This is a genomic window from Enterobacter sp. BIDMC93, assembly GCF_001037805.1.
GTDB classification, from domain to species: domain Bacteria; phylum Pseudomonadota; class Gammaproteobacteria; order Enterobacterales; family Enterobacteriaceae; genus Enterobacter; species Enterobacter hormaechei_C.
The window spans coordinates 828,878-852,916 of sequence record NZ_KQ089962.1; the positions used below are offsets into that span (position 1 = coordinate 828,878).

Genomic DNA, 24,039 nt, shown 5'->3' on the forward strand with positions numbered 1-24,039 from the left:
TGCGGGTAAAAGCATTTAAGGTGGATGTCGCGTCATGGAGAGGATTACAGTTACTCTCGGGGAACGTAGTTACCCTATCACCATCGCGGCTGGTTTGTTTAACGACCCAGCTTCCTTCTTACCACTGAAAGCGGGTGATCAGGCGATGCTGGTCACCAACGAGACGCTGGCTCCGCTTTATCTCGACCGTGTACGTCACCTGCTTGAGCAGGCGGGCGTGAAGGTCGACAGTGTGATTCTGCCCGATGGCGAGCAGTACAAAAGCCTGACGGTACTGGATACCGTCTTTACCGCACTTCTGCAAAAACCGCACGGTCGTGATACAACACTGCTTGCCCTGGGCGGCGGCGTTGTGGGCGATCTGACCGGTTTTGCAGCCGCCAGCTATCAGCGCGGCGTGCGCTTTATTCAAATTCCAACCACGTTGCTCTCACAGGTCGATTCTTCTGTGGGCGGTAAAACGGCGGTTAACCATCCGCTCGGCAAAAACATGATTGGCGCGTTCTACCAGCCTGCCTCGGTGGTGGTGGATCTCGACTGTCTGAAAACCTTGCCAGCGCGCGAACTGGCGTCCGGCCTTGCAGAAGTGATCAAATACGGCATTATTCTTGACGGGGAATTCTTCACCTGGCTGGAAGAGAATATGGATGCGCTGCTGCGCCTCGACGGGCAGGCAATGGCCTACTGTATTCGCCGTTGTTGTGAGCTGAAAGCAGAAGTCGTTGCCGCAGATGAGCGTGAAACCGGCTTACGTGCTTTACTGAATCTGGGGCATACGTTTGGTCATGCGATCGAAGCCGAAATGGGCTACGGTAACTGGCTTCACGGTGAAGCTGTCGCTGCCGGAATGGTTATGGCGGCGCGAGCCTCTGAACGTCTGGGGCAGTTCAGGCCGGAAGAGACAGCACGTATCATCGCGTTGCTTAAACGTGCTGGCTTGCCGGTGAGTGGTCCGCAGGAAATGTCTGCGCAGGCGTACCTTCCCCACATGATGCGCGATAAAAAAGTATTGGCAGGTGAGATGCGTCTGGTACTCCCGCTTGCAATAGGGAAAAGTGAAGTGCGCGGCGGAGTGCCGCACGAAGTCGTACTTGGCGCTATTGCTGATTGTCAGCAGGCGTAACAACTAGAAAGGTCAGACCGCTGTAACAGGTGGTCGTTTTAGCTTCAGGTAAATGCAGAGTCGTTGGCAGAAGCCTTTGAGTGGGGTGTTAAATGGATGAATTCAAACCAGAAGACGAGCTGAAACCCGATCCCAGCGATCGTCGTACTGGTCGTTCTCGTCAATCTTCAGAACGTGATAACGAGCCGCAGATCAATTTTGACGATGTCGAACTGGATGCAGACGATCGTCGCCCTTCGCGTAGCCGTAACGCGCGAAATGAGCGAGAAGACGAGGAGTATGAATCCGAAGAAGAGTTAATGGATGAACAGCCTGTTGAACGTCGTCCGCGCAAACGTAAAAAAGCGGTAGCGGCAAAACCGGCCTCCCGTCAGTACATCATGATGGGCCTTGGCGTTCTGGTGCTGGTCTTGCTGATTGTCGGCATTGGGTCCGCGCTAAAAGCACCTTCTACCAATTCTACCGAGCAGACGGCGTCTGCCGAGAAGAGCATCGACCTGTCTGGTAACGATGCGAGCAACCAGGCGAATGGCGCTCAGCCTGCGCCGGGCACCACTTCCGCAGAGCAGACCGCAGGTAACACCAGCGCTGGCCAGGATATCTCTCTGCCGCCTGTCTCTGCGACCCCGACTCAGGGCCAGGCGCCTGCGACGCCTGAAGGCCAGCAGCGTGTTGAAGTTCAGGGCGATCTGAATAACGCGCTGATGCAGCCGCAGAATCAGGAGCAGGTTAACGCTGCCGTGGTGAACTCCACGCTGCCAACTGAACCAGCCACCGTTGCGCCAGTTCATGGCAGCAATGCCCAGCAGCAAACGGCGACAACGGAAACCAAACCGCGCCAGACGCAGACTGCGCCACGCCAGGAGCGTAAGCAGGCTGTGATTGAGCCGAAGCGTGAGACGAAACCGCAAACCGTGGCAAAAGCGCCAGCGCAGACAAAACCTGCGGCGACTCAGCCGGTTAAAGCGCCAACGCCTGCGGCAACCACTGCACCGAAAGCAACGGCGACCACAACCGCGCCTGCTGCAACAACACCTTCTGCAACAACACCTGCGGCTCCCGCAGCCAAAACGGGCGCTGCATCAGGTAAAACGACGGGCAACGTGGGTTCTTTGCAGTCGGCCTCTTCCAGCAACTACACCCTTCAGCTGAGCAGTTCGTCTAACTATGACAACCTCAACGCCTGGGCGAAGAAATCGAATCTGAAAAACTACGTGGTTTATCAGACGACCCGTAACGGTCAACCGTGGTATGTGCTGGTGAGTGGTATTTATGCTTCCAAAGATGAAGCAAAACGTGCCGTTTCCACGCTGCCAGCCGACGTGCAGGCGAAAAACCCGTGGGCGAAGCCGATTCATCAGGTGCAGGCCGATCTGAAGTAATGTTTAAAGCGCAGGATGCTGTCGGAGCTTTCTCCACAGCCGGAGAAGGTGTAATCAGTTAGTCAGCATGAAAAAAAATCGCGCTTTTCTGAAATGGGCAGGGGGGAAATACCCCCTGCTCGACGATATTAAAAAGCACCTGCCGAAAGGCGAGTGTCTTATCGAGCCCTTCGTGGGTGCTGGATCGGTGTTCCTGAATACCGATTTTTCTCGTTATATCCTGGCGGATATCAACAGCGACCTTATCAGCCTCTATAACATCGTCAAACTGCGTACCGATGAGTATGTGGAAGAGGCGCGGAAGCTGTTTACGCCAGAGAACAACAACCCGGACGTCTACTATCAGTTCCGCGCTGAGTTTAATCAAAGCCAGGATCCGTTCCGTCGCGCACTGTTGTTCCTCTACCTCAACCGCCATGGCTACAACGGCCTGTGCCGGTATAATCTGCGTGGTGAATTTAACGTGCCGTTTGGTCGCTACAAGCGCCCTTACTTCCCGCAGGATGAGTTGTACCACTTTGCTGAAAAAGCGCAGAATGCAGAATTCCACTGTCTCTCCTATGAGGAGTGCATGGAGCTGGCTGGCGTAAACTCGGTGGTCTACTGCGACCCGCCTTACGCGCCGCTGTCTGCCACGGCAAATTTCACCGCCTACCACACCAATAGCTTCAGCCCGGCCGAGCAGGCTCGTCTGGCTGAGATGGCGGAAAAGCTGGTCAGCAAAAGAATTCCGGTGTTAATTTCGAATCACGACACGCCTGATACGCGCGAATGGTACAAAGCCGCGAAGCATTTTCAGGTAAAAGTGCGGCGTAGCATTAGCAGCAACGGCGGCACACGTAAAAAGGTGGACGAACTTCTGGCGCTTTATCGACCCTGAGCCTTTGCCCGCCGGTAAACACATTTCAAGGAGATGCGGATGAAACAGTTTTTGATTGCCCCCTCAATTCTGTCGGCCGATTTTGCCCGCCTGGGTGAAGACACTGCCAAAGCTCTCGCGGCTGGCGCGGATGTCGTCCATTTCGACGTTATGGATAACCACTACGTTCCCAACCTGACCATCGGTCCGATGGTGCTTAAAGCGCTGCGTAACTACGGGATCACCGCGCCCATTGACGTGCATCTGATGGTGAAACCGGTTGACCGCATCGTGCCTGATTTCGCCGCGGCGGGTGCCAGTATCATCACTTTCCACCCGGAAGCCTCCGAACACGTTGACCGCACGCTACAGCTGATCAAAGAGAACGGCTGTAAGGCGGGGCTGGTCTTTAACCCGGCGACCCCGCTGAGCTATCTCGACTACGTGATGGACAAGCTGGACGTGATCCTGCTGATGTCCGTCAACCCAGGCTTTGGTGGTCAGTCATTTATCCCTCAGACCCTCGACAAACTGCGTGAAGTGCGCCGCCGTATCGATGAGTCTGGCTATGATATTCGTCTGGAAGTGGACGGCGGCGTGAAGGTCAATAACATCGGTGAGATTGCGGCGGCAGGAGCGGATATGTTCGTCGCAGGCTCCGCCATCTTCGATCAACCGGATTACAAAAAAGTCATTGATGAAATGCGCCGTGAACTGGCGAAGGTAAGTCATGGATAAATTGCAGGCTATTCGGGGTATAGCATTTGACCTCGACGGCACGCTGGTCGACAGCGCGCCAGGATTAACCCGCGCCGTCGATCAGGCGCTGTATGCCCTTGAACTCCCCGTTGCAGGCGAAGAGCGCGTCGTGACGTGGATTGGTAACGGTGCAGACGTGCTGATGGAGCGCGCGCTGACCTGGGCTCGTCAGGAGCGTGCCTCTCAGCGTTCCGCGCAAGGTAAACCGAGTGTTGACCACGCGGATATTCCCCAGGATGAGCAGCAGCGTATTCTGCGCAAACTGTTCGACCGTTTCTACGAAGAGACCGTCGAAGAGGGCAGCTTCCTGTTCCCGGATGTCGCTGAAACGCTGAGCGCGCTACATGCCAAAGGCATCCCGCTGGGACTGGTGACTAACAAGCCGACACCGTTCGTTGCGCCTCTGCTGGAAGCGCTGGATATCGCGAAATACTTCTCCGTAATTGTGGGCGGCGATGACGTGCAGAATAAAAAGCCGCATCCGGAACCGCTATTGCTGGTGGCAGGAAAATTATCCTTAGCGCCTGCGGAGCTGCTCTTTGTCGGGGATTCCCGCAATGATATTCTGGCTGCCAGAGCGGCAGGTTGCCCGTCGGTTGGGTTGACCTACGGCTACAACTACGGTGAAGCCATTACGCTGAGTGAGCCGGACGTTGTGTTCGACCACTTCAAAGATTTGTTGCCCGCACTCGGGCTCTCGCACAGTGAACATCAGGAATTGAATAATGACTAAGCCCATCGTTTTTAGTGGCGCACAGCCTTCAGGTGAACTGACCATTGGTAACTACATGGGTGCGTTACGTCAGTGGGTGAGCATGCAGGATGACTACCACTGCATTTACTGCATCGTGGATTTGCATGCTATCACCGCGCGTCAGGATCCCGAGAAGCTGCGCAAAGCAACACTTGATACGCTGGCGCTGTACCTGGCGTGCGGTATCGATCCAGAGAAGAGCACCATTTTCGTTCAGTCTCACGTGCCAGAGCACGCGCAGCTGGGCTGGGCGCTGAACTGCTACACCTATTTCGGCGAGCTGAGCCGCATGACCCAGTTCAAGGATAAGTCTGCCCGCTACTCTGAAAACATCAACGCCGGTCTGTTTGATTATCCGGTGCTGATGGCGGCCGACATTCTGCTGTACCAGACCAACCAGGTGCCGGTGGGTGAAGACCAGAAGCAGCACCTGGAGCTGAGCCGCGATATTGCCCAGCGCTTCAATGCGCTTTACGGTGACGTGTTCAAAGTGCCTGAGCCGTTTATTCCGAAATCCGGTGCGCGCGTGATGTCGCTGCTGGAGCCGACCAAAAAGATGTCCAAGTCTGACGATAACCGCAACAACGTTATCGGCCTGCTGGAAGATCCGAAATCAGTGGTGAAAAAGCTCAAGCGTGCGGTGACCGACTCCGACGAGCCGCCAGTGGTGCGCTACGACGTGCAGAACAAAGCGGGCGTGTCTAACCTGCTGGACATTCTCTCCGGTGTGACCGGACAGAGCATCCCTGAGCTGGAAAAACACTTTGAAGGCAAGATGTACGGCCACCTGAAAGGCGAAGTGGCAGACGCCGTTTCCGGCATGCTGACCGAGTTGCAGGAGCGCTATCACCGTTACCGTAACGACGAAGCTTTCCTGCAAAAAGTGATGAAAGAGGGCGCGGAAAAAGCCAGCGCGCGCGCCTCCGAAACCCTGAAAGCGGTGTACGACGCTATTGGGTTTGTGGCGAAACCTTAAGCCGCTTTGCCGGGTGGCGCTTACGCTTACCCGGCCTACGGGACCGTGCAGGTCGGGTAAGGCGGAGCCGCCACCCGACAAAACTGACGAAACAAAAAAACCGGGACATCCCCGGTTTTTTTACGCCTGAAAAACGCTTACTGCTGTGCCGCCGGGCCGCAACCGCCGATGATCTTCGAAATGGAGATCGCCGGGTGAAGCAGGTAATCGTAGCTGCAATTATTTTTAGTATTTTGAACGTGACCGGTGCAGGCCGTCAGAGTTGATAACAGGCCGACCAGAACGGCAGCTTTTGCCAGTTTGAACATACGCATTCCTTGTCAATAAATCGAAAATTGGATGTAACACGAGGGAATAAATGGAAAAGTTCCATTATGCGGGCGGTATGTTATCGACTGAGGTAAGAAGGGAGTAGTCCGCTTAAAGACTACTCCCGGGAGAGATTATGCGTTAGTGGCTGGAGAACCAGTTCAGTTTTTCGCGCAGGGCTACCACGCGACCCACCACGATCAGCGCCGGGCTTTCAACCTGCAGCGCCAGCTCGCCCAACTGCGTCAGCACGCCATCGACCACGCGCTGCGTAATGGCGGTGCCGTTTTCCACCAGTGCGACCGGCATATCTGCTTCCATGCCGTGCTCCAGCAGTTTCGCCTGGATCGTGGCTGCCTGATTTAGCCCCATATAGAACACCAGCGTCTGCTTTTCAGCGGCCAGATTATGCCAGTCCAGTTCGCTGCCGGTTTTCAGGTGGCCCGTCACCAGGCGCACGCTCTGGGCATAGTCGCGATGGGTTAACGGAATGCCGGAATAGGCAGAACAGCCGGACGCCGCCGTAATGCCCGGCACCACGGAGAACGGAATACCCGCGTTGCACAGGGTTTCCAGCTCTTCGCCGCCACGACCAAAGATAAACGGATCGCCACCCTTCAGGCGCACCACGCGCTTTCCTTTTTGCGCTTCACGCAGCAGGGTCTGGTTGATCTCCTCCTGCGGTACGCAGTGATAACCTGCCCGTTTGCCGACGAACACGCGGTCAGCATCCCGGCGCACCAGATTCATGATGTCATCAGAGACCAGACGGTCATACACCACGATGTCCGCCTGCTGGATCTGCTGGAGACCCTTCAGCGTCAGCAGGCCCGCATCGCCGGGACCTGCGCCCACCAGCACCACTTCACCGCGATGGTCCAGCGGCTCGCTCAGGAGCTGTTCGGTCGTCTCTTCAACGGCTTTGGTATCCTGATTGGCAAGGGACTGCGCCAGCCTGTCGTTGACAAAGAACTTCTCCCAGAAGCGACGGCGTTCGCCCACGGTTGCGAAGGTTTGCTTCACGCGGGAACGCAACTGCCCGGCGTAGTGGGCAATCTGACCAAGATGCTGCGGCAGCACGGCTTCCAGTTTTTCCCGCAGCAGACGGGCAAGAACGGGCGAGCGCCCGCCGGACGACACCGCAATCATCAGCGGTGAACGGTCGATAATCGACGGCATGATAAAGCTCGCCTCTTTCGGCGCATCCACCACGTTACAGAAGATGCGGCGCGCTTCGCAGGCGTCGCTGACGCGCTGGTTAACATCATCGTTATCCGTTGCGGCGATGGTCAGCCAGCAGGTATCCAGCAGGGATTCATCAAACTCGCCCTGCACCTGGGTGAGCATCCCTTCCTGCGCCCAGACGTCAAACTGTGGGGCGAAGGTGAGGGCATTAACGGTCAGTCGGGCGCCCGCCTCTAACAGCAGGCGCGCCTTGCGTTCAGCCACATCGCCGCCGCCCACGAGCAGGCAGTCGCGGTTGCGTAATTGACAAAAAATCGGCAGGTGATCCACGACGTTACCTCACAGCATTCATGGCGGGGGAAGAATTGACGTCAGGATAACAGCAGGGATCGTACAGAACATACGGTTTTTCCTGCTGCTACCCACAAGAGGTCATAAGCCTTTCCTATTGGAAAGGCGGAGGGTTACGCTTTCAGCTGCACCTCGCCGTCCTTCACGCGGACGTCGTAGTGTTTGACCGAGAAGCTTTCATCTTCCATGCAGCGCCCGTCGGTTAAGCGGAAGCGCTGCTTTTTCAGCGGGCTGGCAACCCAAAGTTCGCCCTGGTGCTCCGCAATCAGACCGCGGGAGAGCACGCTGGCCTCGAAGAACGGGTCGATATTGCTGATGGCATAGACCTGTTCATCGTGGCGAGGGCGGAAAATCGCCACCTGCTCGTTGCCCAGCAGGGCACAGACGCCGGTTGCTGGCAGAATGTCGTTAATATTGCAGATGTTTACCCACTGGCTCATGCGTTTTCCTCCACCAGCATCACCGGAATACGTTCATACGGGGTCGCTGGACGATGCTGTTCGCGCTCCGGCACCACCTGCACGTTCGGGTCGCGCTGGGTGCTGTTGATAAAGTGTTTGAAGCGCGTCTGCGCCGCTGGCGTGTTCACGGTTTCGGTCCACTCGCAGATCACCGCCTCGCGCAGGCGAGTCATCTCGGATTCCAGCTGTTCATTCAGACCCAGCTTGTCGTCGATAATGACCGACTTCAGGTAGTCGATGCCGCCTTCGAGATTATCCAGCCAGGACGCGGTACGGGTCAGCTTATCGGCGGTACGAATGTAGAACATCATGAAGCGGTCGAGGTATTTGATCAGCGTATCGCGATCGAGATCGGCGGCCAGCGGATCCGCGTGGCGAGGTTTCATCCCGCCGTTACCGCACACGTACAGGTTCCAGCCTTTCTCCGTGGCAATGATACCCACGTCTTTCCCCTGTGCTTCCGCACATTCACGGGTACACCCTGAGACGCCGAACTTCATTTTGTGCGGCGTACGGATGCCTTTGTAGCGGTTTTCCAGCTCTACGCCGAAGCCCACGCTGTCGCCCACGCCGTAGCGGCACCAGGTGCTGCCCACGCAGGTTTTCGCCATGCGCAGCGCCTTGGCGTACGCGTGACCGGTTTCAAAGCCCGCTTCAATCAGCTGACGCCAGATTTCCGGCAGGTCATCTTTCTGCGCACCGAACAGGCCGATACGCTGGGAGCCGGTGATTTTGGTGTACAGGTTAAACTCACGGGCGATACGGCCCACGGCGACCAGCCCTTCCGGGGTAATCTCCCCTCCGGCAGAACGCGGGATCACCGAGTAAGTCCCGTCTTTCTGAATATTGGCCAGGAAGTTATCGTTGGTGTCCTGAAGCGGAGTGTGTTCTGGTTTGAGCACATATTCGTTCCAGCAGGACGCCAGCAGAGAACCGACGGTAGGCTTACATACTTCACAGCCATAGCCCTGGCCGTGTTTCTCCAGCAGTTCGTCGAAGGACTTAATGCCTTCCACGCGGATCAGGTGATACAGCTCCTGGCGAGAGTAAGCGAAGTGCTCGCACAGGTTGTTGTTCACTTCAATGCCCTGTTTTGCCAGCTCGGCGTTCAGCACCTGAGTGACCAGAGGAATACAGCCGCCGCAGCCGGTCCCGGCTTTGGTTTCCGCCTTCAGCGCCGCAACGGTGTGGCAGCCTTTGTTAATGGCGGAGATCAGCATGCCTTTGGTCACGTCGAAGCAGGAGCAAATCTGCGCGCTGTCCGGCAGTTTATCCACGCCGATGGACGGCTTACCGCTGGAGGCGTGTGCCGGGAGGATCAGCGCATCTGGGTTTTCCGGCAGCTCAATGGCGTTCAGCACCAGCTGGAGCAGGTTACCGAAGTCGCTGGTATCGCCCACCAGCACCGCCCCGAGCAGGGTTTTGTTGTCCTGGCTGACGATGAGGCGTTTGTAGACCTCTTTGCTTTCGTCCAGATAAACATAGCTGCGGGAGTTCGGGGTGCGGCCATGCGCATCGCCAATACCGCCCACGTCCACGCCCAGCAGCTTCAGCTTGGCGCTCATGTCTGCGCCGGTGAAGGCGTTTTCGTTGCCGAGGATATGGTCAACGGCGACCTGCGCCATTTTGTACCCTGGTGCAACCAGGCCGTATACGCGGTTATTCCAGCTGGCGCATTCGCCGATAGCGTAGATATCCGGATCGGAGGTCTGGCAGGTATCGTTGATCATGATCCCGCCGCGCTGCGCAACGGCCAGACCGCACTGGGTGGCCAGCTTGTCGCGCGGGCGAATACCGGTGGAGAAGACGATGAAATCCACTTCCAGCTCGCTGCCGTCTGCAAAGCGCATGGTTTTACGCGCTTCGGTGCCTTCCTGCACGATCTCTTTGGTGTTCTTGCTGGTGTGAACCTTCACGCCCATGCTTTCGATTTTACGGCGTAGCTGGTCGCCACCCATATGGTCCAGCTGTTCTGCCATCAGCATCGGGGCAAATTCGATGACGTGGGTTTCAACGCCGAGGTTTTTCAGTGCGCCTGCCGCTTCCAGACCCAGCAGACCACCGCCGACAACCGCGCCGCGTTTGCTTCGACGTGCGCAGGATTCAATGGCGTTGAGGTCTTCAATGGTACGGTAAACGAAGCAATCCTGGGTTTCCGACCCTTTAATAGGCGGGATCCACGGATACGAGCCCGTCGCCATGATCAGCTTATCGTAAAAAACCGTACGTCCGGCGCTGGAGTGGATCACTTTCTCCTGACGGTTGATGGTGATAGCGCGTTCGCCCACCAGCACTTTTACGCCATGCTTCTCGTAGAACCCTTCACGCACCAGAGAGAGCTCTTCGGCGGTATGGTGAGAGAAGTAGGAAGACAAGTGCACACGGTCGTACGCCTTGCGGGGTTCTTCACAGAACACGGTAATATCGAACTGCTCAGCATCGGCTTTATCGAGAAGATCCTCAATAAAGCGGTGGCCGACCATGCCGTTACCGATGATAGCGAGTCTGACTTTGCTCATTTTTGCCTCGATTTCTTTTCTATTACTGCCTACCTTAACGATTCAGCAGGGGCACTTATTGATGCAAATCAAATACGCCTTCACCTACCCCTTAGTGGGTATATCTATGATTTGTCAGGATTTTTATAAGTGACGGATATTGTTTGATTTTTGTGCTTGCTTATTTTTTTGCACAAATGTAGTGGTGTTTTTTACCCATTGGCGGGCAGGGCGGGTGAGCAGGGGAAAACCCCTTTGCATTACGCAAAGGGGTTACGGCGATTAGTGGGTAGCTGTTGCCGGGTTGTGTTGACGGTGACGGGTCACAAAGCCCAGCACGAAGCACATGATGAACACCACGGCGTACAGACCGTTAGCGGTATGCAGCGCCGCCAGCGGGCCGCTGTGCGCAACAATCGGGCCCGTGACCACGAAGGTCAGCATGGTGCCGATGGTGCCGCAGGTCAGCACGAAGTTCACCAGCTTTGGCGAGGCCACTTTGGTCTGAAGAGAGCCAAGGGTGATGATCGAGGTATAAATCGCGCTGGAGAAGAAGCCCAGGGTCAGGATGAACCACGGCATATGCTCCGGGGAACCGTTGATGAACAGATACATCAGCACGGTTGCCAGACCCGCCAGAACGGTCAGGATCCGTTGCAGGTCGAAGAAGCGCAGGATAAAGCTAAACGCCCACATGCCGAACATGTAAGACATCCAGAAATCACTCACCAGTTTACCCGCGTCGTTCAGGCTCATGCCCAGACCTTTCGCGTATTCAGGAACCCAGGAGATAAAGCCCAGCTGGCCGAGGATGTAACACAGCGCGGCGATGGAGAGGAACAGTACGCCGATACCCCATTTTTCTTTCGCAACCGGCTCGGACGTAGTCTGCGCTTTTTTGCCCAGCACCGGGAACTCGCAGCCGAAGGTGAGAACAAAGATCGCGACATAAACCAGACCAATGCAGGCGTACACCCAGTACCACTCAATGCTGCGCGCCAGAAGATACGCGGCGACCATCGGGAAAATCATCCCGGCCATGCTGAAGAAGGAGTCGGTGAACAGCAGACGCGCGCCGCGCTGGCGGCCTTCATACATGTGCGTAATCAGGAACGTACCGATCGACATGGTGATCCCGCTCACCAGGCCCAGCACGAACATGGCGGCAGAGAAGAGGGCGATGCTGTGGCTCAGCATCAGGCCCGCCACGGCGGCAACCATCAGCACGAAGCCGAAACGCAGCTGCGTTTTCAGCGGCACGATTTCCATCAGCCAGGCATTAAGGAAAATAGAGATCAGGATCCCCGCGTTCAGGAAGGTGAAGGTGTTACTCATGCTGGAAACGGGCAGCTGGAAGTAGTCTGCGATATTTCCCATCACCATCCCGGTGACGATCACCAACGCGCCGGTCAGGGCGTAAGAGAAGAAGCTGATCCATGTGAGCTTGATGCGATTGCTGTTAGTCATGTCTGGCCTGTTAAAAGTAAAGAAAAACGCAATGACTGCGTTTGAGCGGGCAGATTTTAGTCGCGAAAGTGATCTAATTAAATCTTTTCAGAAAATTTTGAGCACAATTGCAGGTTTTAACGTGATGCAGATCACATTACGTTGTGGGGTGAACAATCGTTTGCGCGGTAATAATTGTTTCAATTTGGTAAAATTAGGTAAAAGACTGGTCTGGGTTCATACTGCTCTTTAGAATCAAGCCATTCGCTTTTTATACTGCGCTTTGTTAAGGAATTCTCATGCTCAAATCAACACTGGCGGCTGTCGCAGCTGTGTTTGCTCTTTCTGCCGTTTCCCCTGCTGCGCTGGCAGCCAAAGGAGACCCCCACGTCCTGCTGACTACCTCTGCGGGGAATATTGAGCTGGAGCTGGATAGCCAGAAAGCCCCTGTTTCGGTGAAAAACTTCCTCGACTACGTGAACAGTGGTTTTTATAACAACACCACGTTCCACCGCGTGATCCCGGGCTTTATGATTCAGGGTGGCGGTTTTAACGAGCAGATGCAGCAGAAACAGCCCAACCCGCCCATCAAAAATGAAGCAGACAACGGCCTGCTGAACAAGCGCGGCACCATCTCCATGGCGCGTACGGCGGACAAAGACAGCGCCACCAGCCAGTTCTTCCTCAACGTGGCTGATAACGCCTTCCTGGACCACGGTCAGCGCGACTTTGGCTACGCGGTGTTTGGCAAAGTGGTGAAAGGCATGGACGTTGCGGATAAGATCTCTCAGGTTCAGACTCACGATGTCGGTCCATACCAGAATGTGCCGTCTAAGCCAGTCGTCATTCTCTCCGCGAAAGTGCTGCCATAATCGTTCCCCCACACGGGCACATCTTGCCCGTGTCTTTCCACCCTCCCTGCGAAAGCGCGTTTTGCTGCTTATACTTGTGGCAAACGGACTATTCAGGGAGGCGTAGTGAAAAAACTCACCGACAAGCAAAAATCCCGTCTCTGGGAGCAACAACGTAAGGTCAATTTTCAGGCCAGCTGCCTCCTTGAAAAAGGTAAGGGTCCCGCTGAACCTGATATCGAGACGCTGGAACTGGGGCCTTCCGCACCGGGTTTACCCCATCTGTGTCTTATTCACCGCCATTTATTCCGCAACGAAGTGAAAGGCGCGGGCGAGCTGCGCACCGCCGATATTTCTAAGGGCGACATTCCTTTTTGCCATTTCGAGTACATCGAGAAAGTGGGTAATGAGCTGATGGCTTCGCTGGAAAGTGATAAATATCTGGTGGGCCTTCAGAAAGAAGAGTTTACAGACAGAATCAGTCATTACTACTGTGAAATCAACATGCTACATCCGTTTATGAGCGGTAATGGCGTGGCCCAGCGGATCTTCTTTGAACAACTGGCTATTCATGCGGGCTATGTGCTGAACTGGCAGGGGATCGACCCGAACGACTGGGCAGCCGCCAATCAGAGCGGGGCAATGGGGGATTTGACAGCCCTGAACGCCATCTTTGCCAAAGTTGTGAGCGAAGCGCGGGAATCTGCGTAAAATAGGGCGGCCATTTTTTCAGGAGCCGCCATGATTCTGCTGATTGATAACTACGATTCCTTTACCTGGAACCTTTACCAGTATTTTTGTGAGCTGGGGGCAGAGGTGGTTGTCCGCCGTAACGATGAGATCGCGCTGGCTGACATTGACGCGCTGGCACCCCAGAAAATCGTGATTTCGCCGGGGCCGTGTACCCCTTCGGAGTCTGGTATCTCGCTGGAGGCGATCCGCCATTATGTGGGCAAACTGCCGATTCTGGGCGTCTGCCTGGGTCATCAGGCCATTGCGCAGGTCTTTGGCGCCACCATTGTCCGTGCCGCGAAAGTCATGCACGGCAAAACCTCTCCGGTCACGCACACCGGTACCGGCGTATTCCTGGGGCTAAACAATCCGTTAACCGTGACGCGCTACCATTCTCTGATCATTGATCCGCCGACCCTGCCGGCCTGCTTTGAGGTCACCGCCTGGAGCGAGACGCAGGAGATCATGGGCATTCGTCACCGTGAGTACGATCTGGAAGGCGTGCAGTTCCACCCGGAAAGCATTCTCAGCGAACAGGGGCACGCGCTGCTGGCCAATTTCCTTAATCGCTGAATATCTGTTGCCTTGTTGTGATTTTTTATGCATATTTTGTGATTATATTTTCACAATCAATGTGACATAAAAATGGATGGTCATGACATGGCAACTGAACAACCAGCAATTACCCGCGCGACATTCGATGAAGTGATCCTGCCGATTTATGCACCGGCTGAGTTTATCCCGGTGAAAGGGAGAGGCAGCCGCGTCTGGGATCAGCAGGGCAACGAGTATGTTGATTTCGCAGGCGGTATTGCGGTGACGGCGCTGGGCCATTGCCATCCTGCGCTGGTGGACGCGCTGAAAACGCAGGGCGAAACGCTGTGGCACACGAGCAACGTGTTCACCAACGAACCGGCGCTGCGTCTGGGGCGTAAGATCATCGATGCCACCTTCGCCGAACGCGTGCTGTTTATGAACTCCGGCACCGAAGCCAACGAAACCGCCTTTAAGCTGGCGCGCTACTACGCAACCACGCGTCATAGCCCATACAAAACCAAAATCATCGCCTTCCATAACGCCTTCCACGGTCGCTCCTTCTTTACCGTTTCCGTTGGCGGCCAGCCGAAGTATTCCGACGGCTTTGGTCCGAAACCTGCGGATATCATCCACGTGCCGTTTAACGATCTGCACGCCGTTAAAGCGGTGATGGACGATCACACCTGTGCCGTGGTGGTCGAGCCCATTCAGGGGGAAGGCGGCGTCACGGCGGCCACCCCGGAATTTCTGCAAGGGCTGCGCGAGCTGTGCGACGAGCACCAGGCGCTGCTGGTGTTTGATGAAGTGCAGTGTGGGATGGGGCGTACCGGAGACCTGTTTGCTTATATGCACTACGGCGTAACGCCGGATATTCTGACCAGCGCGAAAGCGCTCGGCGGCGGTTTCCCGGTCAGTGCCGTGCTCACCACCCAGGATATCGCTTCCGCATTTCATGTGGGCTCACACGGCTCTACCTACGGCGGTAATCCGCTGGCGTGCGCCGTGGCGGGTGCGGCGTTCGACATCATTAATACGCCGGACGTCCTGAATGGCGTGAATGCGAAACGCGACCTGTTTGTGAAACATCTCCAGCAGATTGACCAACAGTTTGATGTCTTCAGCGACATCCGCGGGATGGGGCTGCTGATGGGCGCCGAACTGAAGCCGCAGTACAAAGGCCGCGCGCGCGATTTCCTGCACGCCGCCGCGCACGAAGGCGTCATGGTGCTCAACGCCGGGCCGGACGTGATGCGCTTTGCGCCATCGCTGGTGGTGGAAGACAAAGACATCGAAGACGGATTAACCCGTTTTGCCGCGGCGGTCGCGAAGATCGTCAGCGGCTAATACGCGGTTCGTTTTAACCGGCGCGTTAACCAAATCCCGTGATGCGGGCGCTGACGCCATGCCACCGACGAAATGGTGTGCATGGTGTTCAGGTGCCCGAGAACGCGCTGTAAATGCTGCTCAAGGGTGCTCATCGGCCCGTGGGTCAGCGTCTCCGGCGCTTCCAGAATGTTCGAATCCCCTGACTCGCCCGGCGCGTCATACTCCAGACGCTGCTGACAGCGCTGCAACGCAATTTCACACGACTGCAAATAGCGCTGCGCCAGATCCGTCGTCAGCATCGTGTGCTCCCGCGCCAGCGTCGTCATGGCATTGATGTGCTCGACGATAAACTGGCTGTGCGTGACCCACAGCTTCATGTCAGCCAGATAGTGCGCGTTAAAGCCCGGCTCCTGCATGGCCTGGTTAAGGGAGTTGAACAGGGCGTTATGCGCCTGGTTGACCTTCATGCGCTCGTAGGCCAGCGGAGAGGGCTGCGGGTCATCGCTTAGAATAAGACGAATGGCCTGCTGATCGGCTTCGAGCGCGTCGTGGGCGTTCTGCCTCAGCAACCCGCTTTGCCACTGCGGCCACAACCAGACCATGCCGCCAAAGGCGATCAGGCAGCCAATTAGCGTATCGACCAGCCGGGCAATAATAAACTGTTCCCCGTTAAGCGTGAGCAGTTGCAGGGTATACACCGCCGTGACCGTAAAGCCCACCATCGCCCAGCCGTAGTTTTTGCGGATGATCAGGTAGCTCACCAGCGTGATCGCCAGCATACCGGCCAGGGTATAGCCTTCCGGCACGTGAAAGTGCAGCGTCACGCCCGCGATAATCAGCCCCGCCATCGTACCGCCCGCCCGATGCAGAATGCGCACCCGCGTGGCGCCATAGCCGTTCTGGGTGACAAACAGCACGGTCATTAAGATCCAGTAGGGTTTCGGCAGGTGCAGGGCCATTCCCATCAGGCTGGCGATGCTCAGCATCACACTGATCCGCGCGGCATTGCGCAGGGCGGAAGATTTCAGTGATAGATAGCTTTTGAGCGCGGGCAGCAGCGGCAGCCGTTTTTGCTTATCGGCCATCAGGTCCCGGGCATAAAGCGGGCGCTGGGTGCGTAACACCCGGGCGATGCGGCTGAAATGCCAGGCAGCAAATTGCCCGACCGGGTTATCCGCGTGCTGACGCGCAATCTTTTCCAGCGCGCCGAGCTGTTTGTCCATGTTAAAGCGCGTCGGGTAGCGGTGATAGAGGATATCGTCAGCCAGCACCCGCAGGCGGGCCGCGACGGTCTGCGCGTTCCAGCGGATCACCGCTTCCGCATGGCTGCGCTCCACCAGCTTTTGCACCTCTTCCGGATTATGAAGGCTGACGGAGATATGCTCCTGCAAATCCAGCCCGACCTGGAAGGTTCGCAGCAGCCGCTTGTATTCATGATTTTTGTTGGCGGCAAGCATGTGCAACTGCTGATAGCACTGGCTGATCAGATCCACCACTTTTTGCTGGCGCGCCAGCAGCGGCGGCAGGGATTTTTCCGGGTCGGTATGTTGAGTGAGCAGGGTGTATTTTGCTTCGCAGTATTCAGCAAGTTGCACGTAGAGCAGGCTCAGGGATTCGCGCAGCGGCTGTTCCCGCCACAGCCAGAACCAGAACCAGTTAAACAGCCCGTACCACAGCGTGCCGAGGGCGTAGATCAGCAATGGCTCCCACACCGGCATATTGCCCGCAAGGCTTAAGGTGAAGATGGCGGCAATCAGCGACGCGGGAAGCAGGCGGGCGTGCAGCGAGCTGATTTCGGCGGTGACGCCGAGCGTCATCGCCAGCACGGTCAGGATCAGCGGCAGAGGAATGTCGCGGGCCAGTAAGAGTTGTACGGCAAGGCTACAGCCGGCAAACAGGCAGCCGCCAATAATCAGACGTTTAAAAAAGCGTTTATGCGGCGTATCCAGACCGGCAATGTTGCAGCAGGCGGGCACAAGAGAAAACAGCAGGCCTTGCTGAAGATGTCCGAGGATCAGGCCCACGGCCACGGGAAGACACAACACCAGCGTTTGTCGCAGTGCGTAGTTAACTTCCGGGTGATAGATCAGCCTGCGCCACATGAGGAGTAGAGACAAAAACGGCGTGCCACCCTGCGGCGGCACGCCGTTTGACCGAAATTAACGGGTTCCGTAGACCACGATAGTTTTACCGTGGGCAGAGATCAGGTTCTGGTCTTCCAGCATCTTCAGGATACGGCCCACTGTTTCACGGGAGCAGCCGACGATCTGACCGATTTCCTGGCGGGTAATTTTAATTTGCATACCGTCAGGGTGGGTCATGGCGTCTGGCTGTTTCGCCAGGTTCAACAGCGTCTGCGCGATACGACCGGTCACGTCCAGGAAGGCGAGGTTACCCACCTTCTCAGAGGTCACTTGCAGACGGCGTGCCATCTGGGAAGAAAGACGCATCAGGATGTCAGGGTTGACCTGAATCAGCTGACGGAATTTCTTGTAAGAAATTTCAGCCACTTCACATGCTGTTTTTGCACGAACCCAGGCGCTACGTTCCTGGCCTTCTTCAAACAGGCCCAGTTCACCGATAAAATCGCCCTGGTTCAGATAAGAAAGGATCATCTCTTTCCCTTCTTCATCTTTGATCAGCACGGCCACCGAGCCTTTAACGATGTAATACAACGTTTCCGCTTTTTCACCCTGGTGAATCAGCGTGCTCTTTGATGGGTACTTATGAATGTGGCAATGAGACAAGAACCATTCGAGAGTCGGGTCTGTTTGCGGTTTGCCAAGCACCATGCGCTGTTATCCTCTGTTATAAGCTGTCACCAGAGTCATAAGATGCATCCGGACTCTGGGGTTGCAATCGAATTCTTACCCATACCTGGGAAGTCGGCTGTCGTAACGTTTCGCAGCCAGTAAAGTTTGATGTCCTCTGCATACATGTGTAACGTCAATGTATTACTGTAGCATCCAGAGTGTTTTAGCATAGCTTTCGCCGCGTGTCTCCTGGTGTCTCGCTTCAGCATGACGCAGGTCGCCTTCCGTTGCGAGAAATGTAACGTACACGTAATCTGTCATAAAAAATGCAACGTTGGAGTGAGTGAATATGCAAGCGCGTGTCAAATGGGTTGAAGGGTTAACGTTCCTGGGCGAGTCTGCTTCCGGGCACCAGGTTTTGATGGATGGCAACTCCGGCGATAAAGCGCCAAGCCCAATGGAAATGGTGCTGATGGCGGCGGGGGGATGCAGCGCGATCGACGTGGTGTCGATCCTGCAAAAAGGCCGTCATGACGTGACCGATTGTGAAGTGAAGCTGACGTCAGAACGTCGCGAAGAGGCGCCACGCCTGTTCACGCATATTAATCTGCACTTTATCGTCACCGGCAAAGAACTGAAGGATGCGGCGGTCTCGCGTGCGGTTGACCTGTCTGCGGAGAAATACTGCTCTGTGGCGTTAATGCTGGAGAAAGCGGTAAAAATCACCCATTCGTATGAAGTGATCGCGGCTTAATTTTTTGGCGGGTGGCGCTTCGCTGACCCGCCCTACAAAAGCTACAACTGCACGAACGTAGGCCGGATAAGCGAAGCGCCATCCGGCAACAGGCGTCACGCGATCTGCTTTCCTTCCATCAGCCGCTGCACCAGCGGTGTCATGATCAGCTCCATTGCCAGCCCCATTTTTCCCCCGGGCACCACTAACGTATTCATGTGCGAAATAAACGAACCCTGTAGCATCGCCAGCAGCCAGGGGTAATCAATGCCTTCCAGGTTGCGGAAGTGGATCACCACAAAGCTCTCGTCCAGGGAAGGGATGCTTTTTGCAGCGAACGGGTTGGAGGTGTCCACGGTGGGGACGCGCTGGAAGTTAATGTGGGTTCGGGAGAACTGCGGCGTCAGGAAGTTGATGTAATCTTCCATGGAGCGCACCACCGAGTCCATGACCGCCTCTCGCGAATGGCCGCGCTCGCTCATGTCACGCGTCAGCTTCTGGATCCACTCAAGGTTAACAATCGGCACCACCCCCACCAGCAAATCCACGTGGCGCGCCACGTCGTGCTGAGGCGTCACCACGCCGCCGTGCAATCCTTCGTAAAACAGCACGTCAGTCGGTTCCGGCAGCGGCTGCCAGGGCGTGAACGTGCCGGGGACCTGGTTCCAGGGCACGGCTTCATCGTAGGTGTGGAGATACTTGCGGGACTGCCCGGTACCGCTTTGCCCGTATTCACGGAAGGTTTGCTCCAGCAGGCCGAAGTCATTCGCCTCCGGGCCGAAGTAGCTGATGTGTTTACCCAGATCGCGCGCTTTGCGGATGGCCATATCCATCTCCGGGCGCGTGTAGCGGTGAAAGCTGTCGCCTTCTACCTCTGCCGCCCGTAAGTTAAGCTGGGCGAAGATCTTGCGGAAGGCGAGGCTGGTGGTAGTGGTTCCCGCCCCACTCGAACCCGTAACGGCAATAACCGGATGTCTGGCAGACATAGCAACTCCCTGACTGGAAAAGTGTAAAGATCAGCCGTGAAACGCGTTGCGTGGCATGATATTGACCGTCTCATGCAGTTCGGACCATACCAGCACCACGTCGCCGCTTTTAAGCTGGCGCTTAACATCGTTGACCTTTTGTTCAAGCGAACGTTCATGTTCACCATAATCGGTGCCTTCGCGCAAGACAAAGCTTTCAATCAGATTATCGAGCGTGTCGGGAGAGAGATCCTGCCAGGGAATAATCATTATTTACCGTCCAGATAAGCCGTTAACCAGTCGGGAATACGCGTCTCAAGCCACATTTTTGGCCGACGCAGCGTGCCGCCGACAAAGCCGACGTGTCCCCCGAATTGGGTGAGCTGATACTCCACGTTGGCCGGCAGATGATCGGGCGCCGGAATCGAGTGATGATCCATAAACGGATCATCTTTGGCGTGGATAATCAGCGTAGGTTTCGTGATTTGGTTCAGTAAAGGCATGGCGCTGCACTGACGGTAATAGTCAATCGCATCGGCAAAGCCGTGAATTTTCGAGGTGATCAAATCATCAAACTCGCGCAGGCGCTTCACGCGTTTGAGCTGTTGCAGCGTCACAGGCAGCGTATCCGGATAGGCCTTCAGCTTGCGCGCGGCGTTGGCTTTCAGCAGGTTGAGCAGGTAGCGCTGGTACACTCGCGAAAACCCCTTTTCCATATGATAGCTGCACTGCTCCAGCATAAAGGGCGCAGAGACGATCACCGCCGCATCCAGCGGTACGGCGTCGCTCTCCTTCGCCAGCAGGCAGGCCAGCATATTGCCGCCCAGCGAATACCCCACCGCTGCCGTTGGCGCCTCGCCGAAATTGTCTCTTAGCCAGCGCAGGAACCAGGTGCCGTCCTCGGTTTCACCCGAGTGATAAATGCGTTTCTGACGGTTAGGCTCGCCGCTGCATCCGCGAAAATGCATCACTACCCCAAGCCAGCCGCGGGCTTTCGCCGCCTCAATGAGACCGTGTGCGTAAGGGCTGTGCAGGCTGCCTTCCAGACCGTGAAACACCACCAGACGGGGTTTATGTCTGGCCCGATCCGGATCTTCGCTCCAGGCGAGATCCAAAAAATCGCCATCCGGCAAATCCAGCCGTTGCCAGTGCGGGGTGAACTGTACCTTGCGGCGGATCAGGCGCGGCAGCATGGTTTGCAGGTGAGGGTTAGCCACCCCGCGCATGGGCACGAACTCTGCGCTCTCTTCGGCTGCAATGTCGAAGTCTGAGGGAATGATTTGGGTCATAAGGGCGATGCTGATTCTTGTCAGAAATTAACTATACCTTCCGAATTGTACCCCGTTTAGCCCGTTTTTCCGAAACATGAACTGATCCCGATCACAAATATTTACCTTGATTATTACTCTCAGGCTAATGATTTGGCTCTACGCTTAATTGATGCCTTTCTCACCAGAGCGCACACTTTACTCAACGTTAAGCAAATCAGAATGATGTGCTGAATCAGGAGGTTAATAATGTTATCTGGGCAAACACCCACCCGGCAATGGAACACCCGACGCAGTGAGAAAGCGCGTCGTCTGGCGTCCGTACCGGTGCAGGGCAAGGTACTGCCAACCGGCGATCTTGTCGCCATGCTGGAAAAACTGATCGCACCAGGCGACAAAGTCGTTCTGGAAGGCAACAACCAGAAGCAGGCGGATTTCCTTTCCCGTTCACTGGCGGAAGTGAACCCGCAAATCGTGCACGATCTGCATATGATCATGCCGAGCGTGGGCCGCAGCGAACATCTGGACATCTTTGAAAAAGGCATCGCCCGCAAGCTGGACTTCTCCTTCTCCGGTACGCAAAGCCTGCGAATCTCCCAACTGCTGGAGGATGGTCAGCTCGAAATCGGGGCGATTCACACCTACATCGAACTCTACTCACGTTTATACGTCGACCTATCGCCAAACGTGGCGCTGATTGCCGGTTTTAAAGCGGACCGCAAAGGCAACCTCTATACCGGGGCGAGTACTGAAGATACTCCGGCGCTGGTGGAAGCCGCCGCGTTCCATGACGGCATCGTCATCGCGCAGGTGAACGAGCTGGTGGACGACGAGTGCGACCTGCCGCGTGTGGATATTCCGGGCTCGTGGATTGATTTTGTGGTGGTTGCCGATAAGCCGTTCTTTATCGAACCGCTTTTCACCCGTGACCCGCGCCTGATCAAACAGGAACATATCCTGATGGCGATGATGGCGATTAAAGGCATCTACGCTGAACACCAGGTGCAGTCCCTGAACCACGGGATTGGCTTTAACACCGCAGCGATCGAGCTGCTGCTGCCAACCTACGGCGAACAGCTCGGACTCAAAGGCAAAATCTGTAAACACTGGACCCTGAACCCGCATCCAACGCTGATCCCGGCCATCGAAAGCGGCTGGGTGGAGAGCGTCCACTGCTTCGGCGGCGAGCTGGGAATGGAAGAGTACATCCGCGCCCGTCCTGACGTGTTCTTTACCGGTGCCGATGGCTCCATGCGTTCTAACCGCGCCTTCTGCCAGCTGGCTGGTCAGTACGCGGTCGATATGTTTATCGGCTCCACGCTACAGGTTGATGGTTACGCTAACTCCTCAACCGTGACCCGCGGCCGTCTTTCCGGCTTCGGCGGCGCGCCAAACATGGGCCACGATCCGCACGGTCGTCGCCACGCCACACCGGCCTGGCTGAACATGATCACCGAGCCTGACCCGATGCAGCGCGGTAAAAAGCTGGTTGTGCAGATGGTGGAAACCTTCCAGGCGGGCGTGAAGCCAACCTTCGTGGAAAAACTCGACGCCGTTGAGGTCGCGAAAGCCTCTGGTATGCCGCTGGCGCCGGTCATGATTTACGGCGATGACGTCACCCACGTGCTGACGGAAGAGGGGATTGCTTACCTCTACCGGGCGAAAGATCTGGAAGAGCGTCGCGCCATGGTCGCCGCCGTGGCGGGTATCACCGATATCGGTCTGGGCGTTGACGCCAAACGCGTGGCGGAACTGCGCCAGAGCGGCAAGGTTGTGTATCCGGAAGATATGGGCATTCGCCGCACCGATGCCACCCGTTCGCTGCTGGCGGCCGGTAGCGTCGCGGACCTGGTGGAATGGTCCGGCGGTCTTTACAACCCACCTGCGAAATTCCGGAGCTGGTAATGAAACTTCTGCCCCAGATCCAGGTTGAAGGCGGTGCCGAATGGCTGGCGCGAACCGCCACGCAGTGTCTGATTGACGAAGCACGTTTAAGCCCGAAGCCCGGTCTGGTGGACAGCCGGGGGAACGGCGCGCACCACGATTTATCGCTTGCGCTGATGGAGCGCTCCGCTCACAGCCTGACCCCCACGTTTCAGGCGCTGGCGCAGCAGAGCTGGCAGCGTCCGGCGGATATTGCCCTCAGGCAAACCGTTGGCCGCCTGGGTCGCGAAGGTGAACGGCAGATGATGGCCGCTACCGATGGCGTGAACACGCACCGTGGCGCGATCTGGGCGCTGGGATTGCTGGTGAGCGCGGTGGCGATGCTGGGCGGCGATGCCCGGGCGCAAACCGTCGCGAACACCGCCGCTCAGCTGGCGAAGCTGCCGGATGACGCGGCGCCGAAAGTGTTCAGCAAGGGGTTACGCGTTACGCACCGCTACCGTGTGCCGGGCGCGCGTGAAGAGGCTCAGCAGGCGTTTCCGCACATCATGCAACGCGCGCTGCCGCAGCTTCGCCTCAGCCGTCTCAACGGCAGCAGCGAAACGCAGGCCAGACTCGACGCGCTGATGGCGATCATGACCTCGCTCACCGACACCTGCGTGCTGTCGCGCGCCGGCATGGAGGGGCTGGACGCCATGCAGAACGGCGCCCGTGCGGTGCTGAACGCCGGAGGATGCGCAACCCTCGCCGGGCAGCAGGCGCTGGCGCGGTTAGACCGTCAGATGCTGGCGCTTAACGCCTCGCCGGGCGGAGCCGCAGACCTGCTTGCCGCCACGCTGTTTCTTGACCGCGCCGAAACGCCCTATTCAAAGCATTAAGAGGATGTT

23 protein-coding genes are annotated in these 24,039 nt (G+C 56.6%); 13 read left to right on the forward strand and 10 right to left on the reverse strand.

All coding sequences use genetic code 11. The features are described from left to right. Positions 1–34: 34 nt before the first annotated feature. The 6 genes from aroB (at position 35) to trpS (ending at position 5,853) form a co-directional block, all read left to right on the forward strand. Positions 35–1,123, forward strand: coding sequence for a 3-dehydroquinate synthase (aroB, locus tag SK58_RS03815; RefSeq protein WP_003861631.1), 1,089 nt, complete (start codon positions 35–37; stop codon positions 1,121–1,123). A gap of 92 nt (positions 1,124–1,215) precedes the next feature. Continuing rightward, positions 1,216–2,505, forward strand: a complete 1,290-nt coding sequence (gene damX / locus SK58_RS03820) for a cell division protein DamX (RefSeq protein WP_048219403.1) — start codon at positions 1,216–1,218, stop codon at positions 2,503–2,505. Positions 2,506–2,572: 67 nt separating this feature from the next. After that, positions 2,573–3,385, forward strand: a complete 813-nt coding sequence (gene dam, locus SK58_RS03825) for an adenine-specific DNA-methyltransferase (protein ID WP_033488054.1) — start codon at positions 2,573–2,575, stop codon at positions 3,383–3,385. Positions 3,386–3,424: 39 nt separating this feature from the next. After that, a complete protein-coding gene (rpe, locus tag SK58_RS03830) occupies positions 3,425–4,102 on the forward strand; it encodes a ribulose-phosphate 3-epimerase (RefSeq protein WP_003861634.1) in 678 nt (225 codons plus the stop codon). Beyond that, complete coding sequence (gene gph, locus SK58_RS03835; RefSeq protein WP_048219404.1) at positions 4,095–4,856, forward strand: phosphoglycolate phosphatase; 762 nt, start codon at positions 4,095–4,097, stop codon at positions 4,854–4,856. Before rpe ends, gph begins: the two co-directional genes overlap by 8 nt. Continuing rightward, complete coding sequence (trpS, locus tag SK58_RS03840; protein WP_015571430.1) at positions 4,849–5,853, forward strand: tryptophan--tRNA ligase; 1,005 nt, start codon at positions 4,849–4,851, stop codon at positions 5,851–5,853. Before gph ends, trpS begins: the two co-directional genes overlap by 8 nt. Before the next feature lie 137 nt (positions 5,854–5,990). On the opposite strand, the gene SK58_RS03845 is transcribed toward trpS, so the two are convergent. From SK58_RS03845 to tsgA, 5 genes are all read right to left on the reverse strand, one after another. Beyond that, positions 5,991–6,161, reverse strand: a complete 171-nt coding sequence (locus SK58_RS03845) for a YhfL family protein (RefSeq protein ID WP_008503029.1) — start codon at positions 6,159–6,161, stop codon at positions 5,991–5,993. A 142-nt stretch (positions 6,162–6,303) separates the two neighbouring features. Then, complete coding sequence (cysG, locus tag SK58_RS03850; protein ID WP_047740764.1) at positions 6,304–7,677, reverse strand: siroheme synthase CysG; 1,374 nt, start codon at positions 7,675–7,677, stop codon at positions 6,304–6,306. Positions 7,678–7,811: 134 nt separating this feature from the next. Then, positions 7,812–8,138 (reverse strand): nitrite reductase small subunit NirD, encoded by a 327-nt coding sequence (nirD, locus tag SK58_RS03855; RefSeq protein ID WP_047740765.1) that lies wholly within the window; start codon positions 8,136–8,138, stop codon positions 7,812–7,814. Beyond that, positions 8,135–10,678 (reverse strand): nitrite reductase large subunit NirB, encoded by a 2,544-nt coding sequence (gene nirB / locus SK58_RS03860; protein WP_048219406.1) that lies wholly within the window; start codon positions 10,676–10,678, stop codon positions 8,135–8,137. The genes nirD and nirB overlap by 4 nt, the downstream gene beginning before the upstream one ends. Positions 10,679–10,939: 261 nt before the next feature. After that, positions 10,940–12,124: an MFS transporter TsgA gene (gene tsgA, locus SK58_RS03865; RefSeq protein WP_015571426.1), complete on the reverse strand. Its 1,185-nt coding sequence runs from the start codon at positions 12,122–12,124 to the stop codon at positions 10,940–10,942. A gap of 278 nt (positions 12,125–12,402) precedes the next feature. Between tsgA and ppiA the strand changes: the two genes are divergently transcribed. The 4 genes from ppiA to SK58_RS03885 all read left to right on the forward strand — a co-directional run bounded on the left by ppiA (position 12,403) and on the right by SK58_RS03885 (position 15,567). Continuing rightward, positions 12,403–12,975, forward strand: coding sequence for a peptidylprolyl isomerase A (gene ppiA / locus SK58_RS03870; RefSeq protein WP_000920483.1), 573 nt, complete (start codon positions 12,403–12,405; stop codon positions 12,973–12,975). 105 nt (positions 12,976–13,080) lie between these two features. After that, on the forward strand, positions 13,081–13,665 hold the full coding sequence (locus SK58_RS03875) for a putative adenosine monophosphate-protein transferase Fic (protein WP_048219410.1): 585 nt from the start codon (positions 13,081–13,083) through the stop codon (positions 13,663–13,665). 30 nt (positions 13,666–13,695) lie between these two features. Further along, positions 13,696–14,259: an aminodeoxychorismate synthase component 2 gene (gene pabA, locus SK58_RS03880; RefSeq protein WP_048219412.1), complete on the forward strand. Its 564-nt coding sequence runs from the start codon at positions 13,696–13,698 to the stop codon at positions 14,257–14,259. 87 nt (positions 14,260–14,346) lie between these two features. After that, a complete protein-coding gene (locus tag SK58_RS03885; protein ID WP_172973738.1) occupies positions 14,347–15,567 on the forward strand; it encodes a bifunctional acetylornithine/succinyldiaminopimelate transaminase in 1,221 nt (406 codons plus the stop codon). On the opposite strand, the gene SK58_RS03890 is transcribed toward SK58_RS03885, so the two are convergent. Together SK58_RS03890 and crp are read right to left on the reverse strand one after the other, a co-directional pair. Further along, positions 15,564–17,651, reverse strand: coding sequence for a YccS/YhfK family putative transporter (locus SK58_RS03890; protein WP_032104001.1), 2,088 nt, complete (start codon positions 17,649–17,651; stop codon positions 15,564–15,566). The two genes, SK58_RS03885 and SK58_RS03890, sit on opposite strands and share 4 nt — an antisense overlap. Positions 17,652–17,708: 57 nt before the next feature. Then, positions 17,709–18,341 carry a cAMP-activated global transcriptional regulator CRP gene (gene crp / locus SK58_RS03895; RefSeq protein ID WP_000242758.1) on the reverse strand — a complete coding sequence of 211 codons (633 nt, stop codon included), beginning with the start codon at positions 18,339–18,341 and terminating at the stop codon, positions 17,709–17,711. Positions 18,342–18,651: 310 nt separating this feature from the next. On the opposite strand from crp, the gene SK58_RS03900 reads away from it, so the two are divergent. Further along, positions 18,652–19,056, forward strand: coding sequence for an OsmC family protein (locus SK58_RS03900; RefSeq protein WP_015571423.1), 405 nt, complete (start codon positions 18,652–18,654; stop codon positions 19,054–19,056). Positions 19,057–19,151: 95 nt separating this feature from the next. Here the strand turns inward: SK58_RS03900 and SK58_RS03905 are convergent, their stop codons facing one another. The 3 genes from SK58_RS03905 to SK58_RS03915 are packed head-to-tail and all read right to left on the reverse strand — an operon-like array spanning position 19,152 to position 21,289. Continuing rightward, a complete protein-coding gene (locus SK58_RS03905; RefSeq protein ID WP_003861663.1) occupies positions 19,152–20,021 on the reverse strand; it encodes a phosphoribulokinase in 870 nt (289 codons plus the stop codon). A gap of 30 nt (positions 20,022–20,051) precedes the next feature. Then, entirely contained in the window at positions 20,052–20,270 is a 219-nt protein-coding gene (locus SK58_RS03910; RefSeq protein WP_014171926.1) for a YheU family protein, read from the reverse strand. After that, positions 20,270–21,289, reverse strand: coding sequence for a hydrolase (locus tag SK58_RS03915; protein ID WP_017693875.1), 1,020 nt, complete (start codon positions 21,287–21,289; stop codon positions 20,270–20,272). Before SK58_RS03915 ends, SK58_RS03910 begins: the two co-directional genes overlap by 1 nt. A gap of 228 nt (positions 21,290–21,517) precedes the next feature. On the opposite strand from SK58_RS03915, the gene mdcA reads away from it, so the two are divergent. Then, on the forward strand, positions 21,518–23,173 hold the full coding sequence (gene mdcA, locus SK58_RS03925; protein WP_015571421.1) for a malonate decarboxylase subunit alpha: 1,656 nt from the start codon (positions 21,518–21,520) through the stop codon (positions 23,171–23,173). Beyond that, positions 23,173–24,030 (forward strand): triphosphoribosyl-dephospho-CoA synthase, encoded by an 858-nt coding sequence (locus SK58_RS03930; RefSeq protein ID WP_017384166.1) that lies wholly within the window; start codon positions 23,173–23,175, stop codon positions 24,028–24,030. The genes mdcA and SK58_RS03930 overlap by 1 nt, the downstream gene beginning before the upstream one ends. Positions 24,031–24,039 lie beyond the last annotated feature (9 nt).